Here is a 16,618-nt window from a genome sequence, read left to right as displayed (position 1 = left end):
GTATGTTGAGAGAGGCGGGCGTGTCAATCCACTACGTTGGAATCCGTTTGCACGGGCGGCGGGCTCTCGGCCGCCCGGCGAGGAAATGGAGACGGGTATGGCGGGCAATGATGCCGGACGATTCGGCGGCCGGGTCGCCCTGGTGACCGGGGCATCCTCCGGACTCGGTCAAGCCGTGGCGCGAGCGCTCGCCGACGGCGGCGCACAGGTGTTCGGCGTCGGCCGGGATGCAGCGCGACTCAGCGCCACCCTGGGCGAAAAAGCCTGGCTGGCAGCAGATCTCACCGATCCTGCGGCCTGCGCCGAAGCGGTGCGAGCCTGCGCGGACCACTTCGGCGGCATCGACATCCTGGTCAACGCCGCGGGCGCGCACACCATGCGCCACACCGCCGAAGTCACCGACGAGGAATGGAACCGCGACCTGGCCGTCAACCTCAGCGCCCCCTTCTTCCTCTCCCGCGCCGCCCTCCCCCACCTCCTGGACCGCCACGGCTGCATCGTCAACGTCGCATCCATCGCAGGCCTGGAAGGCCAGGCCTATTCGGCCGGCTACTGCGCCGCCAAACACGGCCTCATCGGCCTCACCCGAGCCATGGCCCTGGAATTCGACGGCCGCGCCATCCGCGTGAACGCCGTCTGCCCCGGCGGCATGACCACCCCCCTCCTGGAGAACTTCACCTTCCCCGAAGACCCCGACTACACCCTCATCATGAAAACCGCGACCCCCCGCGGCCTGATGGACCCCACCCAGGTAGCGAACGTCATCACATTCCTCTGCTCAGACGACGCATCAGCCGTCCACGGCGCGATCTACACCGTCGACAACGGCAAGATGTCCCTCTGAAAACACTCGCGCCCCATCCGGTGATCCGAATGGGGCGCGACCGCGAAAACCTATACGTTGAAGCGGAACTCGACGACGTCGCCGTCGGCCATGACGTATTCCTTGCCTTCCATGCGGACCTTGCCCGCGGCCTTGGCGGCGGCCATGGAGCCCGCGGCGACCAGGTCGTTGTAGGCGACGATTTCGGCCTTGATGAAGCCGCGTTCGAAGTCGGTGTGGATGACGCCTGCGGCCTTGGGGGCGGTGTCGCCCTGGTGGATGGTCCAGGCGCGGGATTCCTTGGGGCCTGCGGTGAGGTAGGTCTGCAGGCCGAGGGTGTGGAAGCCGGCGCGGGCCAGGGCGTGCAGGCCGGGCTCGGACTGGCCGATGGATTCCAGGAGTTCCAGGGCCGATTCGTCGTCGAGTTCGATGAGTTCGGATTCGATCTTGGCGTCCAGGAAGACGGCGTCGGCGGGGGCGACAGCGGCCTTGAGTTCGGCCTTCTTGGCCTCGTCGGTGAGGACGGCCTCGTCGGCGTTGAAGACGTAGAGGAACGGCTTGATGGTGAGCAGCGAAAGTTCCTTCAGCAGCTCGACGTCGAGTTCCTTCTGGGCGGCGAACAGGGTGCGGCCCGCGTTCAGGATGTCCTGCGCCTGCTTGGCGGCATCGGCGACCGGCTTGCGGTCCTTCTTGATGCGCGCTTCCTTGTCGAGGCGTACGACCGCCTTCTCCAGGGTCTGCATATCGGCGAGGATGAGCTCGGTCTCGATGACCTCGATATCGGCGAGCGGATCGACCTTGCCGTCGACGTGCACCACGTCGCTGTCGGCGAAGACGCGCACGACCTGGCAGATGGCGTCGGCCTCACGGATATTGGCGAGGAACTTATTGCCCAGGCCCTCGCCCTCGGAGGCGCCCTTCACGATGCCCGCGATATCGACGAAGGTCACCACGGCGGGGAGTTGGCGCTCGGAGCCGAAGATTTCGGCGAGCTTGGCCAGCCTCGGGTCCGGCAGCGGCACGACGCCGGTGTTCGGCTCGATGGTGGCGAACGGGTAGTTCGCTGCCAGCACGTCGTTGCGGGTCAGCGCGTTGAAGAGCGTCGACTTTCCGACGTTGGGCAGGCCGACGATTCCGAGGGTGAGACTCACGAGAACGAGAGTTTACCTGCGCAGTTCCGGCGGAACGGACCCGGGCACACGCGGGGCCGCACGATCAGCGCAGCGCCACCGCGACGACCGCCGCCAGCGCGGTGTATCCGGCGTCGTTCGGATGCAGGTGATCGCCGCTGTCGAAGGCGGGCGCGAGCCGGTCGTGATCGGCCGGATCGGCCAGTGCGAGGGCCGGATCCGCGACGGCGTCGTATTCGCCCGAGGTGAGAATCCACTGGTTGACCGCTTTGCGCACGCTGTCGTGTGCGGCGTAGCGGGCCCGATCACCGCCACCGAACGCGGAACCGCCCGCGGGCAGGATGGTCGCGCCGATCACGCGCAGACCCGCGTCGCGCGCCTGCCGGATGAGGGCGCGGTGCGCGTCGATCAATTGTTCGGCGGTCACCCCCTGTACCGGAGCGCCCAGGGCCATGGTCCCGCCGTCGAGCCAGATGTCGTTGATGCCCTCGAGAATCACCACGGTCCCGATGCCGGGCTGGTCGAGCACATCGCGCCGGAAGCGGGACAGTCCGCTGTCCCCCAGCCAGCGCGAATCGACGGTCAGGCAGTTGCCGCCGATGCCGAGGTTCAGCACCGGCCGTGATTCGCCCTGTGCGGCAAAGTCTTCGGCCAATCGATCCGGATAGGAGCGGTGCGCGTCGTAGGTGGAGCCGACGCCTTCGGTGAACGAGTCACCGAATAGCGCGATGCCCGATCGATTCGGCCGCGCCTGCTCGACCTCCAGCGCGGCCAGGTAATACCAGGACGAGGAATTCACGGTGAAGGCATTGCCGGAGGCATCCGCCCGGTGATCGTCCCAGGCGAGGTACGAATTGTTCTGCGCCTGAGCGTGAAACGTGGCCGGACCGGTGGCATCGGCGAAGTACAGGGTCACCGTCAGCGTTTCCAGAGCTTGCACGGGCATATCGACCGAATCGGTGACCGCGTCCGCGCCCGCCTCGATACGGAACTCCGGCCGACCGTCGATCATCAAGGGCCGCAGGCTATCCGGATGTATCGCGGCCCCACCCGCACTGCGCGCGATGGTCGCCCCGGTCACCGCGAGCCCCCGCGCACCGAAGCTGTTCGACAATCGCAGCCGGATCACGGACCCCGAGGTGCTCACCCGAATCATCTGCCGCACAGTCTGATTCCCGAATCCGACGCCGGACCAGTTGGGCGCGAAACTGTCACCCGGCCGCTGTAGCGCGGTCACCCAGACCGGCTGCCACCCCGGCGCGACGGCCGGTGCGGCGGCGGTGACGGCGGCGAGGACGAGCAGCGCCGTGCACAGCGCCGCGACAACCCGCGGGACGGTGATTCGGTTCATCGGCCCCCGGCCGGTAGGTCGTGCATACCTACCAGCCTCGCATCGAATCACCGAATTCTCGTGGCGACTCAGGCGCGCGGGTCGCGGCCGAGGTAGCCGAGCAGTTCGTCGGTGACGGGAGTGGCGCTCGCCGAATCGGATTCGATGACCGCGGCGTACGCGCCCCACTGCCGCAGCGGCTCCACCAGTCCACGCGAGGCGGTGAGCAGATGCCCGGACAGTTCCTCGGTCAGCGGCGACGGCTGGCCGGTGGCGATGGCGATATCCCAGGCGTGCACGGCGGCGTCGAGGGCGCACATGACGGCCGCGACCGGGGTGGGGAGTTCGCCGTGCGGCAGCGGGGTGGGGACGGTTTCGGCGTCGTCGGCGACGGTGGCCCAGGCGGCGGCGGTCTCCTCGACCGCGGCGGCGATCAGCGCGGCCGGGGTGCCGTCGACGGTGCCGGACGGGTCGAAGGGGTCGTACGCCGGGCCGTCGCCGATGCCGAGGAATTTGGCGTAGGCCAGCTGATCGCCGGCGGCGTGCTGGACGACCTGGGTGACGGTCCACTCCTTGCAGGGGGTGGCGAGCTGCCACTGATCGTCGCCGACACCGGCGACGGCGCTGGTGAGCGCGGCGTAGGAGGTGGCGAGCGCATCGCGCCAGACGGGGGCGAGGATGGCGGCGGGGGTGTTGGCGGTCTGCGAGTCGTTGCTCATTGTCTTGCCTCTCAGGTTGTTTCGATCCGTTGAGATAAAGGTATGAGCTGATTAGGCTAGATTCCTTCCTAATAATGGGAAGTGATCGAAAGGCGCCAGTGTGACCTCCACCACAACCCGATTGCTGCGCCTGCTCTCACTCCTGCAGGACCGCACGCATACCGGTCGTGAGCTGGCCGAACGCCTCGCCGTCACCGATCGCACCCTGCGCCAGGACATCACCCGGCTGCGCGAACTCGGCTATCCGGTGCACGCCGAACGAGGCCCGATCGGCGGTTACCGCCTGGGCCAGGGCGCGAATATGCCGCCGCTGCTGCTCGACGACGACGAAGCCGTGGCGATGGCGGTGGCCATGGGGCTCGCCGACAATGGCAGCACCGGGGTCGCCGATATCGACGCGACCGTCGCGCGCGCCCTCGCCAAATTGCAGCGGATCATGCCGAAACGCCTGCAGCACAAGGTGACCGCACTGCGCAGCAGCACCGAGATGGGTCCGGCGGTCACCGGCAGCCGCGAACCCGACGCACCCGTGCCCGCGGAGACCCTGACCACCATCGCCACCGCCATTCGCGGTCACGTCACGCTGCGCGCCGAGGGCACGGAGCTGGAGCCCTACCGGCTGATCAGCTGGCAGCGCCGCTGGTTCCTGGTCGCGTACAGCCTCGACTCGCAAAGCTGGCGGGCGCTGCCGGTCGCCAACCTCGGGGCGGTCGAGCGCGGCGTTCGGGTATTCGCCGCCCGCGCCCTGCCCGAGCAGGATCTGGTGGCGTTCGTACTGCGCGAAATCGCCATCGCCGGTTGGGAGGTGCACGCCCGCGTGACCGTGCTCGAATCCGCGGAAACGGTGATCGCCCGGATCAATCCGGCCGTCGGGGTGGTGGAGCCGATCGACGAACACTCCTGCGTATTGCTCACCGGCGCGGACCGGCTGGAGACGATCGCGATCTACCTGAGCATGCTGATGATGGACTTCCGGGTGGACGACCCACCCGAATTGGTCGCGCACCTGCGCACGCTGGCCCGTCGATACTCGGCCGCGACACCGCCGGAAGGCTGATCAGCGCCCGCCGAGCCCGGACATGGCGATACCGCGGATGAAGGCGCGCTGCGCCACGGCATAGATGAGCAGCAGCGGCAGCAGGATGATGGTCGCGGCGGCCATCAACAGCGGCCAGTTGGTGGTGTATTGGCCCTGGAGACGGATCAGTCCGAGGGTGGCGGTGGCGTATTCGTTGCGCTGGATCATGATCAGGGGCCAGAGGAAGTCATTCCAGACGGTGATCCAGGTCAGGACCGCCAGGACCATGACGGCCGGGCGGGCATGCGGGAGTAGAACGCGCCAATAGATCTGCCACGGGGTGCAGCCGTCGAGGGTGGCGGCCTCTTCCAATTCCGTTGGGAGGGTGGCGAAGAACTGACGCATGAGATACGTGCCGAAGGCGCTGCCGAACAGGCCGGGCACGATCATGGCCCAGGGGGTGTCCATCCAGCCGAAGGCCCGCATGAGCAGGAACTGCGGAATGACGGTGACGGTGAGGGGAACCATGAGGGTGGCCAGATAGGCGAGGAACAGGGTTTCGCGGCCGGGAAAGCGCAAGCGAGCGAAGGCATATCCGGCCAGCGAGCAGAAAAAGACCTGACCGGCGGTGACGCTGGCGGCGTAGACGGTGGTGTTCAGGAGCATGCGGCCGAGCGGGATGGCATCGAAAACGTCCGTGTAGTTGGACCATTGGGGATGCGCCGGGAGAGCGGCGGGTTCGATGAGTTCGCCCTCTGATTTCAGCGATGCCGAGACCGCCCACAGGATGGGACCGAGGGCGCACCAGGCGACGGCGATCAAGGCGGTATAGATGAGCAGCACGCGCATGATTCGGCGAGCGGGCGTTCCCCTCACAGGTCCGCCTCCGCACGCCGGGAGAGCCGCAGCTGAATCAGCGTGAGCGCCAGCAGGATCGCGAAGATGACCCAGGCGAGCGCGGAGGCGTAGCCGACCTCGTAGAAGCGGAAGGCGTTCTGGAACAGCATGATCCCCAATACATAGGTGCCGGTTTCGGGTCCGCCGTTACCGCCGGTGAGCGCGTACGCCTGGTCGAATGCCTGCACCGAGTTGATGACGGTGATGACGAAGACGAAGGACAGCGCACCGCGAATCAGCGGGATGGTGATCGAGTAGAAGCGGCGCAACGGTCCCGCACCGTCGATTTCCGCTGCCTCGTAGAGGTTTTCGGGGACACCCTGCATGGCGGCCAACAGGATGACGGTCGCGAACGGCACGCTCTTCCACACCGTCACCAGGCTGAGCGAGATCAGCGCCCAATCCGGATCGGTCAGCCATGGCACCGGGGAGATGCCGAACCAGCCGAGGAAAAGATTGGCGAGGCCGTCATCGCTGGCGAAGACGAAGCGGAAAACCACCGCCATCGCCACGGTCGAGGCCACCAGCGGCAGGAACGCGATGGTGCGAAAGATGCCTATCCCCCGCAGTTTTCGATTCAGCAGTCCCGCGACGACCAGACTCACCAGCACGGTCGGAATCAGGGTCAGCAGCGTGAACACGGCCGTATTGCGCAGCGCGATGAAGAACAGCGGATCATCGGCGACCAGCCTGCGATAGTTCTCGACCCCCACGAATCGCGGCGGACTGAACAGATCCCACGAGTGGAAACTCAGGTACAGCGAAAACCCCAGCGGGAAAAGCAGAAACACCGCGATGGCGGCCAGATTGGGCGCGATGAACCAGACTCCGGCGCGCGCCCGTCGCCGCGCGAGCGCTGATCGAGTATCGGTCCGGCTCATGTCGCCGCCCGCAATACCGCGTCGATATCGGACGCCGTCTGCCCACCCAGCGAATCGGCGGTGGCCGCGCCGCGCAGCACCCGATTGCAGCCGCGTTCGAGCAGCGATTCGACCTTGCCCCACAGCGGGGTAACCGCCAGCTGCCGGGAGTTGGCCGGGCCCTCGGTGAAGACCTCGAGATTGCGGATGCCGCGATGCGCCGCCGCGAAACCCGGTGCGTGCATGGCGGATTTGAGCACCGGCACGAAGAGCCCAGAGGCGGCGATGAGCGCCTGCCCCTCCGGCCCGGTCGCGAATTTCACGAATTCCCACGCTTGTTCGCGACGCGGGCTGGCGGCGGCGATGGCGAGCCCGGTGCTGCCCACATCGGTGATCGCGCCCGGTCCGCCGTGCGGTCCGACCGGCAGCACGGTGACATCGAAGTCGAGATCGTCGCGCCCGGTGAATTCGGAGTACAGCCAGTGCCCGCCCATGAGCATGGCCGCGCGCCCGCTACAGAACAGGTCCTGGGCCGAAACCGATTGCCGGTCACCGACACTCGGCGCGACCCGGTGTTCGACGGCCAGATCGGCATAGAACCCGAACCCCTCGGCGAAGTGCGGATCGCCGATATTGGTGCGCCCCGGCCGCACCGGCGGGGAGAACCACTCCGCACCGTTGTTCATACCGAAGCAGGCCGCCGAGAAGTACGGCACCCAGGCATCGACGAAACCCCACTGCCGGACGCGTCCGTCCGAGCCACGATGGGTGAGAGTTTTTGCGGCAGCGAGGAATTCGTCGAAAGACCAGGCGTCGGCCCAGCGGCCCGGCGGCTGAATCCCCGCCTGTTCGAACAGCTTCCGGTTGTAGTAGAGGAATACCCCCGACCACTGCTCCGGCAGCGCGTATTGCCCGTCCTTCCAGACGAACGTATTCCGCAGTGGCGCATACCCATCGGCCGCCAACTCGGCGGCGTACACCGGATCCCGGTCGAGGAACTCCCGCAGATCGACCAGCACCCCGCGATCGGCCAGCCCGGCGTACAACAGTTCCCACGCCATCAACACGTCCGGGCATTTCCCGCCCGCGCAGTAGGTGAGCATCTGCTGTAGTGGATCCGGCCCGGACATGATGGTGCGAATCTTGATATCCGGCCGCCGCCGCTGGAATTCCTCGATGATCAACAGGCGGGACCGCGCCTCCTCCGGCCGCGCCTGGAAGAAGAACGTCACCGCATCGTCATCGCCCCCACCGCACCCGGCGGTCATGGCCGTCAACCCGGCCGCCGCCGCACCGCCGAGCAGTGCCCGGCGGGATATCCCGCCGACGCGAGCCGAACCGCCCGGCATCAGCGCGTCACCGAACTCGGCACTGTCGCCCACGCCACATTCGACCCGCCGTTCGCCGCGAATTTCCTACCGTTCGGCGCAGTGGATCCACCGTTCGTCGCAAATCCGTCGTCGGTCGCGATCCAGGGCCGAAAGTACGGGCATGAGTGGAACGACCTCCGGGTCAAGAGGGTCTCCTCCGGTTGCGGACCCTGTGGCCCAGGTCTCAGATCAGCATGGCAGCATACGGAGAGCAACCGGCGACACGCGGAGAACACGCGGACTCGCCGGAGCGCAATGCCGGATCGCGTCACCCCGTCCCCCGGCACCGAGCGGCCGCCGGGACATCCATACCCATCGGTACGGCACCTGTTGAACAGCGAGCGAAAGCCGCAATCCAGGCGCGTCGGTTCCGCTACGTTGTGCTCGAAATCAGTTGAATCCGCTGTACCGCACGGGAGAGTTGTCGCATGGCGACCATCGAATACCTCCGGACGGACCCCGACCTGCCTCCGGTCGGTGTCGTGGACCGGACGCCCCTCACGCCCGCCAAGAAGGGCATCTTCCTGGCCATCGCCGTTCTCGGCGCCATCGCCTGGACCATCCTCGCGTTCATGCGCGGGGAGGACGTCAACGCGGTCTGGATCGTGGTGGCGGCCGTCTGCACGTATGTGCTGGCGTACCAGTTCTATTCGCGGCTGATCGAATGGAAGATCACCAAGCCGCGCGATGACGTCGCCACTCCGGCCGAAGAGCTGGAGAACGGCCGCGACTACATGCCGATGGACCGCCGCGTGCTGTTCGGGCATCACTTCGCCGCCATCGCCGGCGCCGGACCGCTGGTCGGCCCCGTGCTGGCCGCGCAGATGGGTTACCTACCCGGCACCATCTGGATCATCGTCGGCGTCGTATTCGCCGGTGCGGTACAGGATTACCTGGTGCTGTGGGCCTCGGTGAAGCGGCGCGGCCGCAGCCTCGGGCAGATGGCGCGCGATGAGCTCGGCGTGGTCGGCGGCGTCGCCGCCATCGTGGCCGTGCTGGTCATCATGATGATCCTGCTCGCGGTGCTCGGCATCGTGGTGGTCAATGCCCTTGCGGCGACGCCGAATCCGAAGACCGGCGTGCTCGAGGGCGGCAGCCCGTGGGGCGTGTTCTCCATCGCCATGACCATTCCGATCGCACTGTTCATGGGCGTGTACCTGCGCTTCGTGCGACCGGGCAAGGTCGGCGAGATCTCCCTGGTCGGTTTCGCACTGCTGATGCTGGCCATCATCTCGGGTAACTGGGTCGCCGGATCCGATTGGGGCCGTGACCTCTTCACGCTGTCCGGTACCAGCATCGCCTGGATGCTGATCATCTACGGTTTCATCGCCTCGGTGCTGCCGGTGTGGCTGCTGCTCGCCCCGCGCGATTACCTGTCCACCTTCATGAAGATCGGCACCATCGGCCTGCTGGCCGTCGGCGTGCTGGTCACCATGCCGGTATTGCAGGCTCCCGCCATCTCGCAGTTCGCGGGCAACAGCAATGGTCCGTCGTTCGCGGGCAATCTGTTCCCGTTCCTGTTCATCACCATCGCCTGTGGTGCGCTGTCCGGATTCCACGCCCTAGTGTCCTCGGGCACCACGCCGAAGCTGCTGGCCAAGCAGTCGCAGGCGCGCATGATCGGCTACGGCGGCATGCTGATGGAATCGTTCGTGGCGGTCATGGCGATCATCACCGCGAGCATCATCGATCAGCACCTGTACTTCGCCATCAATGCCAGCCCGGCGGTGACCGGCGGCAGTGCGGACAAGGCCGCCGCCTATGTGAACAGCCTTGGGCTGCACGGTGATCCGATCACTCCGGCGCAGCTGAATCAGGCCGCCGCCGATATCGGGGAGAGCAAGATCGTCTCGCGCACCGGTGGCGCGCCGACGCTGGCCATCGGCATGTCCGAGGTGCTGCACAAGCTGTTCGGCGGTTCCGGGCTCAAGGCGTTCTGGTACCACTTCGCGATCATGTTCGAGGCGCTGTTCATCCTCACCACCATCGACGCGGGCACCCGCGTGGCGCGGTTCATGCTCTCGGATTCGCTCGGCAATCTGGGTGGCGCGGCCAAGAAGTTCAAGGATCCGTCCTGGCTGCCCGGTGCGTGGCTGTGCTCGGCGCTGGTCGTCGCGGCGTGGGGTTCGGTGCTGCTCATGGGCGTCACCGATCCGCTGGGCGGCATCAATACGCTCTACCCGCTGTTCGGCATCTCGAATCAGCTGCTGGCCGCGGTCGCGCTGACCGTGGTGCTGGCCATCGTGGTGAAGAAGGGCCTGGTCAAATGGGCCTGGATTCCGGCGGTGCCGCTGATCTGGGATCTGATCGTCACCATGACGGCCTCCTTCCAGAAGATCTTCTCGGGCGATCCGAAGATCGGTTACTGGACGCTGCACAACAACACGGTGACCAAGCGCGACGCCTATCTCGCCGCGCAGGATTCCGGGCAGCTGCCCAAGGGTGTGGCGGACGCGGCGGCCTTGCAGACCCAGATCGACAACCTGGACAAGACGATTCGCAATACCTTCATCCAGGGCACGCTGTCGATCGTGTTCGCGGTGCTGGTGCTCATCGTCGCCGCCGTGGGTGTGTGGGTGTGCCTGCGCGCCATTCGCAAGGGCGAGGTGGAGACCACCGAATCGGAGGAGACGCCGTCGAAGATCTTCGGCCCCAGGTCCTTCCTGGCCACCAAGGCGGAGAAGGAAGTCCAGCGCGAATGGGACGCCCTGGCCGCCGAAGGCAAGGTCAAACCCACCGCGCACGCGCACTGAGCGACAATTGATTCCGATGAACGACTCCGCCGCCCCGTCGCCCGCAGCACCGCTGCGGTCGGCGGGGCGCACGGTTTTACGTGCCATTCGCGGTGTGATCTGGTGGTTCAACTCGATCCTCGGCGGCAACGACTATCAGCGCTATGTGCAACACCTGCGCCTGCGCCATCCGGACGATCCCGTTCCCAGCGAACGCGACTACTGGCGCGACCGCCACGACGCCGCCGCCCGGAATCCCGCCAACCGCTGCTGTTGAGGCGTGTCTCATTCCCGCTGACGCCCGCGTCTGATTTCCGCTAGCGCTCGGTGCCGACGGCTGCGATTGTGGTTGTTGTGAGTGCGAATGATTTGGACTTCGAACGGTGCTACCGCGCCGTGGCCACCCGGGACGCCCGGTTCGACGGGCAGTTCGTGACCGCGGTGCGCACCACCGGAATCTACTGCCGCCCTTCATGTCCCGCGATCACGCCGAAACCCGCCAATGTCAGCTTCCTGCCGACGGCGGCGGCCGCGCAGCAGTCCGGCTTCCGGGCCTGCCGCCGCTGCCTACCGGACGCGGCCCCCGGGTCACCGCTGTGGAATACCCGGGCCGACCTGGCCGCCCGCGCCATGCGATTGATCGCCGACGGGGTGATCGAACGCGGTGGCGTGCCCGCGCTGGCCGATACCCTCGGCTATTCGCAGCGGCAGCTGACCCGGGTACTCACCAGTGAGCTCGGGGCCGGACCGCTGGCACTGGCACGAGCGCACCGCGCCCACACCGCCCGGCTGCTCATCCAGACCACCCGGCTGTCCATGTCGGATATCGCGTTCGCGGCGGGATTCGCGAGCATCCGGCAGTTCAACGACACCGTGCGCGAGGTGTTCGCGGTCAGCCCGACCACCCTGCGCGAGGAGTCCCGCCGCCGCAACGGCGATACCCTGCCCGCCACCAATGGCCTACTGACACTGCGACTTCCGTACCGGGAACCGCTCGACAAGCAGTGGCTGGAGTGGTTCCTGTCCGCGCACGCGGTACCCGGCCTGGAACTCTGGGAGGACGGGCATTACACCCGCAGCCTGCGAACTCCGCACGGGCACACCACCGTTCGCATGTCCGTCCAGCCGGGGCACGTCCGCGCTTCACTGGCACTGCAGGATATGCGTGATCTGGCGCCCACCGTCGCCCGGCTCCGCCACTTCCTCGACCTGGATGCCGACCCGGTCGGCATCGACGAGGCGCTGGCCGCGGGAATGACCGGCGAGCTGCCGCTTTCGGTCGCGCCGGGTGACCGGCCCGCAAGCATGCTCTCACCCGGCATTCGCGTCCCCGGCTGCCTGGACGGCCCGGAACTGTTGCTGCGCACCATGATCGGCCAGCAGATCTCGGTGGCGGCGGCGAATACGCATACGGCGCGACTGGTGCACACGCTCGGCGAATCGATTCCGGGCCCGATTCCGTACCTGTTCCCCACTCCCGCGGCCATAGCCGAGCACGGGGCCGAGGTGCTCACCGGACCGACCCGGCGGATCGAGGCGATCGTATCTGCGGCGCGCGCGATCGCGGACGGCGAATTGGTACTGCACGCCGGGCGCACGGCCGCCGACCTGCGCCGCGATCTACTGGCCCTGGACGGCGTCGGCCCCTGGACCGCCGATTACGTCACCATGCGACTGCTCGCCGACCCGGACGTGCTGCTCGGCTCCGATTTGATCGTGCGGCGCGGCGCGGCACTGCTCGATATCGATCTCGCCGACACCGCGCGCCTGTCCCCCTGGCGCTCCTACCTGACCATGCATCTCTGGAAGCACGCGCTGACCACCCCCGCATCCACCACCGACGGCGCATCCGGCGCCCGGAAAGCGAGTACCGCCCCGTGAACACCCGAATCAACTCCGGCACAGCCGATTTCGCCACCGTCACCACCGCGGCGGGACCGTTCACCGCACTCGTCGACGCGGACGGCGCGGTATTGGCCGCCGGCTGGACGACCGATGCGGAGAACCTGCGCGGGCTCATCCACGCCACCCTGCGTCCCGGGACCCTGCGCGAGCGCACCGAGCTCGGCCAGGTCAGCACCGCCATCGAGCGGTATCACGCGGGCGATCTGACCGTCATCGACTCGATCGCGGTCCGCCAGGTGTCCGGCCCCTTCCTCGTGCACGCCTGGGAAGTGCTGCGCAAAGTCCCCGCGGGTGAACCGATCACCTACACCGACTTCGCCGCCGCCTCCGGCCGTCCCGCCGCCACCCGCGCCGCGGCCAACGCCTGCGCCCGCAACGCCGCCGCCCTGTTCGTTCCCTGCCACCGCGTATTCCGCACCGACGGCACCCTCGGCGGCTTCCGCTGGGGGCTGGAGATCAAGCGGTGGCTCCTCGACCACGAATCCCACTGACACGCGCTACCCGCAGTTCGGTTGATCGGCAGGAGGTTTCACGCTCCACTCGTCGCCGACCCCCGGACTTCGATCGGCGGGCAGCTATGCGGTGAGGGAGGTTTCGAGGTGGGAGCCGGTGCGGCCGCGGATTACGTGCAGGCGGCTGGGGATGCGCTGGCGCATTTCGTCCACGTGGCTGACTACGCCTACCACACGGCCGCCGGAGCGGAGTTCGTCCAGGACGCCCATGACGGCGTCGAGGGTGTCGGCGTCCAGGCTGCCGAAGCCCTCGTCGATGAAGAGGGTGTCCAGGACCAGGCCGCCGGATTCGGCCGCGACCACATCGGCCAGACCCAGGGCGAGAGCCAGTGAGGCCATGAAGGTTTCGCCGCCGGAGAGGGTTTTGGCGGGGCGGATCGCGCCGGTGTAGTCGTCGCGGATATCCAGGCCGAGGCCGCCGCGGCGGCCGCGCGGGCCGGCCACATCGGTGTGGACGAATTCGTAACGGCCGCCGGACATGCGGCGCAGGCGCACCGAGCCCGCCACCGCCACTTCTTCCAGGCGGGCGGCGAGTACATAGGAGCGCAACGACATTCGGCGGTTGTTCTCGCCACGGCCCGACACGACTTCGGCCAGACGGGCGAGTTCTTCGTGAGCGCGCTGAAGCGGGGCGATGCGGTCGACCGCGGCCCAGAGCTGGGAACACAGCTCTTCCAGCTGCTCCACCCGGCGAGCCGCCACCGTATGCGCGGAGATGGCACGCTCCAGGGCCGATTGTGCTTCGGCGACAGCGGATTCCAGGGCCTCGAGATCGCCGGGGACGATATCGGCGGCGGCGCGGATCTCCGGCTCGGCGAGCACCGCTTCGGCATGTGCCCGGGCGCGGTCGGCATTGGTCAGCTCGGCTTCGATATCGGTCTGCCGTTGCGCGGTCCGCGACGCCGCCTCGACCGCGCGGGCGTATTCGCCCAGCACGGCGTAGTCCGGACCGGTCTCGCCCATGACCGGCGGCGCGGTCTCGACCAAACCCGCTTCGTAGGAGAGCTTTTCGACGCGCAGTGCGAGCGCGGCGACCTGTTCACGGGCCAGGGCCGCCGCGGCGCGCGCCTCGCGCAGCGCGGTGGCACCGGCTACCAGCGCGTCGAGGCGGGCGCGGCGGCGCTCCACGGTGCCGTCCGCTCCGGCGGCGGTGGTCAGGCGCTCGGTGAGTTCGGCGAGCCTGCGATCGGTGGCGATAATGCGTTCCGTCGTGGCGCTGCCGCGACTTTCGCAGTCCCGCAACTCTTCCTGTAGTCCGGATTCCTCGGTACGCAGCCGCTGTAGCTCGGCGGTGAGGCCGTCTACCAGCTCGGCGCGGCCCCGGGCTTCGTCCCACTGTGTCTCGGCCGTCGCCAATCCGCTTGCCAGTTCCGCCTTATCGGCGTCACCACCGCGTTCGACCAGCACTTCGATCGCGCGCTCCAATTCGGCGACCTGCTGACCCGCCCGATCACGGGTGGCTTCCGCTGTCCGCTCCGCCTGGAGCGCCGCTTCCTCGGCCTCCTTGGAAACCGCCCGCTCGGCAGGTCGCGCCGGGGCCGGGTGCTCCGCCGACCCGCATACCGCGCAGGGCTCCGAATCGACCAGTGCCCCGGCCAATTCCGCCGCCATACCGGCCAGCCGATGCTCGCGCAGTGCGAGCGTGTGCTCGCGTGCGTCCAGATGCTTCGCGCGAGCGGACTCGAAAACCGCTGCCGCACGGGCCAGTTCCGCGCGCCGCTGCTCCAGTTCCAGCGCCGCCTTCGCGGCGGCGCGCAACCGTTCCCGCTCCGCCTCCAGCACCGGCAAACCAGCCGCCGCGGCGGTGGCATCGCGCAGCCGAACCTCGACCCCCGCGAGGGCTTGCGGCAACTTCGCGCGCCGCTCGGTCACCTTCGACAATTGTCCCGAAAGCTCCTGCTGCTCCCGGCGCAGTCCCGACAGCTCCCCCATCAAACGCTTGGCCGAATCCGCGTCCGACCGCACCTCATCCAACGCGCCCATCTGCGCGCTCCACCGCTGCGCGGCGGCCTCCAGCCCCCGCGCCCGGCCCGCGACCAACTCGGCGCCGCCCGATTCCGTTGGCTGCCGGTCATTCTCGTCGCGGTCGGGCGCGACCGCGGCGAGCGGTTCGATCGTGCCGAGGTCCAGTACGAAGTCGCTGCCGGAGAGTTCGGCTGCCGCGAGATCGGTTGCGGCCCAGAATGTTCCGTCGAGCTCAGCGGAGGGGGTCTCCAGCAGCCGGGTGGCCAGATGCTCGGCGGCACGCACGGCTTCCTTGTCACGACGGCCCAGGGTCACCGCGGCGGCGCGGGCCTCCGCTACGGCCGCGTGCGCCGGTTCGGCTCGGCGGGCGCGGTCGAGTTCGGATTGCAGGGTGTCGCGGTGGGGTGCGGACGCGGCGTGGGTGGCGAGTTGGGCGGTGGCCTCGGCGTGCCGGGCGCGCAGGGCGTGCAGGCGGCGCTGATCTTCGGCGGCCACCCGGGCCTGATTCGAAATATGCTGGCGCTGTTCGCGTTCGGCGGTGCTGGCGGTGAGGTCGGTGCGCGCGGATTCGAGCAGCGTGCGGGACCATTCGCCGGATTCGAGCAGGCCCGCGGTCTCGGTGGCGGGCAGACCGGCGGCGGTGACGACCTGGCCGATGAGGCGGTCGATGGTGGCCTTGCGGGTTTCCAGATCACTGCCACCCGCGCGGCGCTTATCGTTCAGCCACTGCTCGGCGGTGCCGAAACGTTCGGTGTCGAAGAGCTTTTCGAGCAGTTTCTCGCGATCCTCGTTATCGGCGCGCAGGAAGCGCGCGAAATCGCCCTGCGGCAGCAGCACCACCTGGAAGAACTGGTCGGCGCTCATCCCGAGCAGGCGCAGGATCTCCTCACCGATATCCGGGATGCGAGACAGATGCTGGCCGCGACCGTCGAGCCATTCCAGCGTGGCCGACGCGTTCTCCTTGACCCAGCCGCTCTTGGCGCGTGAGCTGGGACGCTGGAATTCCGGCGAACGAGTCAGGCGCAGGCGGCGGCCGCCGAGGGTGGCCTCCAATTGCACACGCGGCGGGGTCTGTTCATCGGCGTGATCGGAGTGCAGGCGCTTCTCACCGCGCGCACCGGGCACGCTGCCGTACAGCGCGAAGGCGACCGCGTCCAGCACGGTGGTCTTGCCCGCGCCGGTCTGGCCGTGCAGCAGGAACAGCCCGTCCGCGCCGAGCTCATCGAAATCCACCACGGCGGTCTCCGCGAACGGACCGAATGCCGTCAGCTCCAAACGATGCAGCCGCACGCGCCGTCCCCTTCCGCCTCCACGCACCATCCAACAACCCGACGCCCGCGCCCGCACTCGGGACACG

13 protein-coding genes are annotated in these 16,618 nt (G+C 68.0%); 6 read left to right on the top strand and 7 right to left on the bottom strand.

The features are described from left to right. Positions 1 to 97 precede the first annotated feature (97 nt). Positions 98 to 844 (top strand): SDR family NAD(P)-dependent oxidoreductase, encoded by a 747-nt coding sequence (locus ACFVUS_RS33905; RefSeq protein ID WP_387776064.1) that lies wholly within the window; start codon positions 98 to 100, stop codon positions 842 to 844. Positions 845 to 894: 50 nt separating this feature from the next. Here ACFVUS_RS33905 and ychF read toward each other — a convergent pair whose 3' ends face one another. The 3 genes from ychF to ACFVUS_RS33890 form a co-directional block, all read right to left on the bottom strand. Then, positions 895 to 1,974, bottom strand: a complete 1,080-nt coding sequence (gene ychF / locus ACFVUS_RS33900) for a redox-regulated ATPase YchF (protein ID WP_387776060.1) — start codon at positions 1,972 to 1,974, stop codon at positions 895 to 897. 64 nt (positions 1,975 to 2,038) lie between these two features. Beyond that, positions 2,039 to 3,304, bottom strand: a complete 1,266-nt coding sequence (locus tag ACFVUS_RS33895) for a GDSL-type esterase/lipase family protein (protein ID WP_387776057.1) — start codon at positions 3,302 to 3,304, stop codon at positions 2,039 to 2,041. A gap of 68 nt (positions 3,305 to 3,372) precedes the next feature. Next, positions 3,373 to 4,002, bottom strand: coding sequence for a TIGR03086 family metal-binding protein (locus ACFVUS_RS33890; protein ID WP_387776054.1), 630 nt, complete (start codon positions 4,000 to 4,002; stop codon positions 3,373 to 3,375). A gap of 100 nt (positions 4,003 to 4,102) precedes the next feature. Between ACFVUS_RS33890 and ACFVUS_RS33885 the strand changes: the two genes are divergently transcribed. Next, positions 4,103 to 5,059 (top strand): helix-turn-helix transcriptional regulator, encoded by a 957-nt coding sequence (locus ACFVUS_RS33885; RefSeq protein WP_387776051.1) that lies wholly within the window; start codon positions 4,103 to 4,105, stop codon positions 5,057 to 5,059. Here the strand turns inward: ACFVUS_RS33885 and ACFVUS_RS33880 are convergent, their stop codons facing one another. Genes ACFVUS_RS33880 through ACFVUS_RS33870 form a run of 3 tightly spaced genes read right to left on the bottom strand, consistent with a single transcriptional unit; the run spans position 5,060 to position 8,126 of the window. Further along, the gene (locus ACFVUS_RS33880; protein ID WP_387778450.1) at positions 5,060 to 5,869 is read right to left on the bottom strand and encodes a carbohydrate ABC transporter permease; all 810 of its coding nucleotides are present in this window, start codon (positions 5,867 to 5,869) and stop codon (positions 5,060 to 5,062) included. Between the two features lie 23 nt (positions 5,870 to 5,892). Further along, the gene (locus ACFVUS_RS33875; RefSeq protein ID WP_387776048.1) at positions 5,893 to 6,798 is read right to left on the bottom strand and encodes a carbohydrate ABC transporter permease; all 906 of its coding nucleotides are present in this window, start codon (positions 6,796 to 6,798) and stop codon (positions 5,893 to 5,895) included. Further along, positions 6,795 to 8,126 (bottom strand): ABC transporter substrate-binding protein, encoded by a 1,332-nt coding sequence (locus ACFVUS_RS33870; RefSeq protein WP_387778447.1) that lies wholly within the window; start codon positions 8,124 to 8,126, stop codon positions 6,795 to 6,797. The genes ACFVUS_RS33875 and ACFVUS_RS33870 overlap by 4 nt, the downstream gene beginning before the upstream one ends. A gap of 449 nt (positions 8,127 to 8,575) precedes the next feature. On the opposite strand from ACFVUS_RS33870, the gene ACFVUS_RS33865 reads away from it, so the two are divergent. The 4 genes from ACFVUS_RS33865 (at position 8,576) to ACFVUS_RS33850 (ending at position 13,275) form a co-directional block, all read left to right on the top strand. Continuing rightward, the gene (locus ACFVUS_RS33865) at positions 8,576 to 10,900 is read left to right on the top strand and encodes a carbon starvation CstA family protein (protein ID WP_387776044.1); all 2,325 of its coding nucleotides are present in this window, start codon (positions 8,576 to 8,578) and stop codon (positions 10,898 to 10,900) included. Positions 10,901 to 10,985: 85 nt separating this feature from the next. Further along, a complete protein-coding gene (locus tag ACFVUS_RS33860) occupies positions 10,986 to 11,156 on the top strand; it encodes a YbdD/YjiX family protein (protein ID WP_387778444.1) in 171 nt (56 codons plus the stop codon). Positions 11,157 to 11,233: 77 nt separating this feature from the next. Continuing rightward, positions 11,234 to 12,760, top strand: coding sequence for an AlkA N-terminal domain-containing protein (locus tag ACFVUS_RS33855; protein ID WP_387776041.1), 1,527 nt, complete (start codon positions 11,234 to 11,236; stop codon positions 12,758 to 12,760). Continuing rightward, a complete protein-coding gene (locus ACFVUS_RS33850; protein ID WP_387776038.1) occupies positions 12,757 to 13,275 on the top strand; it encodes a methylated-DNA--[protein]-cysteine S-methyltransferase in 519 nt (172 codons plus the stop codon). The genes ACFVUS_RS33855 and ACFVUS_RS33850 overlap by 4 nt, the downstream gene beginning before the upstream one ends. 84 nt (positions 13,276 to 13,359) lie before the next feature. Here the strand turns inward: ACFVUS_RS33850 and ACFVUS_RS33845 are convergent, their stop codons facing one another. Then, positions 13,360 to 16,551 carry an AAA family ATPase gene (locus ACFVUS_RS33845; protein WP_387776035.1) on the bottom strand — a complete coding sequence of 1,064 codons (3,192 nt, stop codon included), beginning with the start codon at positions 16,549 to 16,551 and terminating at the stop codon, positions 13,360 to 13,362. Positions 16,552 to 16,618 lie beyond the last annotated feature (67 nt).

It is taken from the genome of Nocardia sp. NPDC058058 (assembly GCF_042885355.1).
Taxonomy (GTDB): Bacteria; Actinomycetota; Actinomycetes; order Mycobacteriales; family Mycobacteriaceae; genus Nocardia.
The sequence above is the reverse complement of the archived record's forward strand: the minus strand, read 5'-3'. Positions and strand labels throughout refer to the sequence as shown.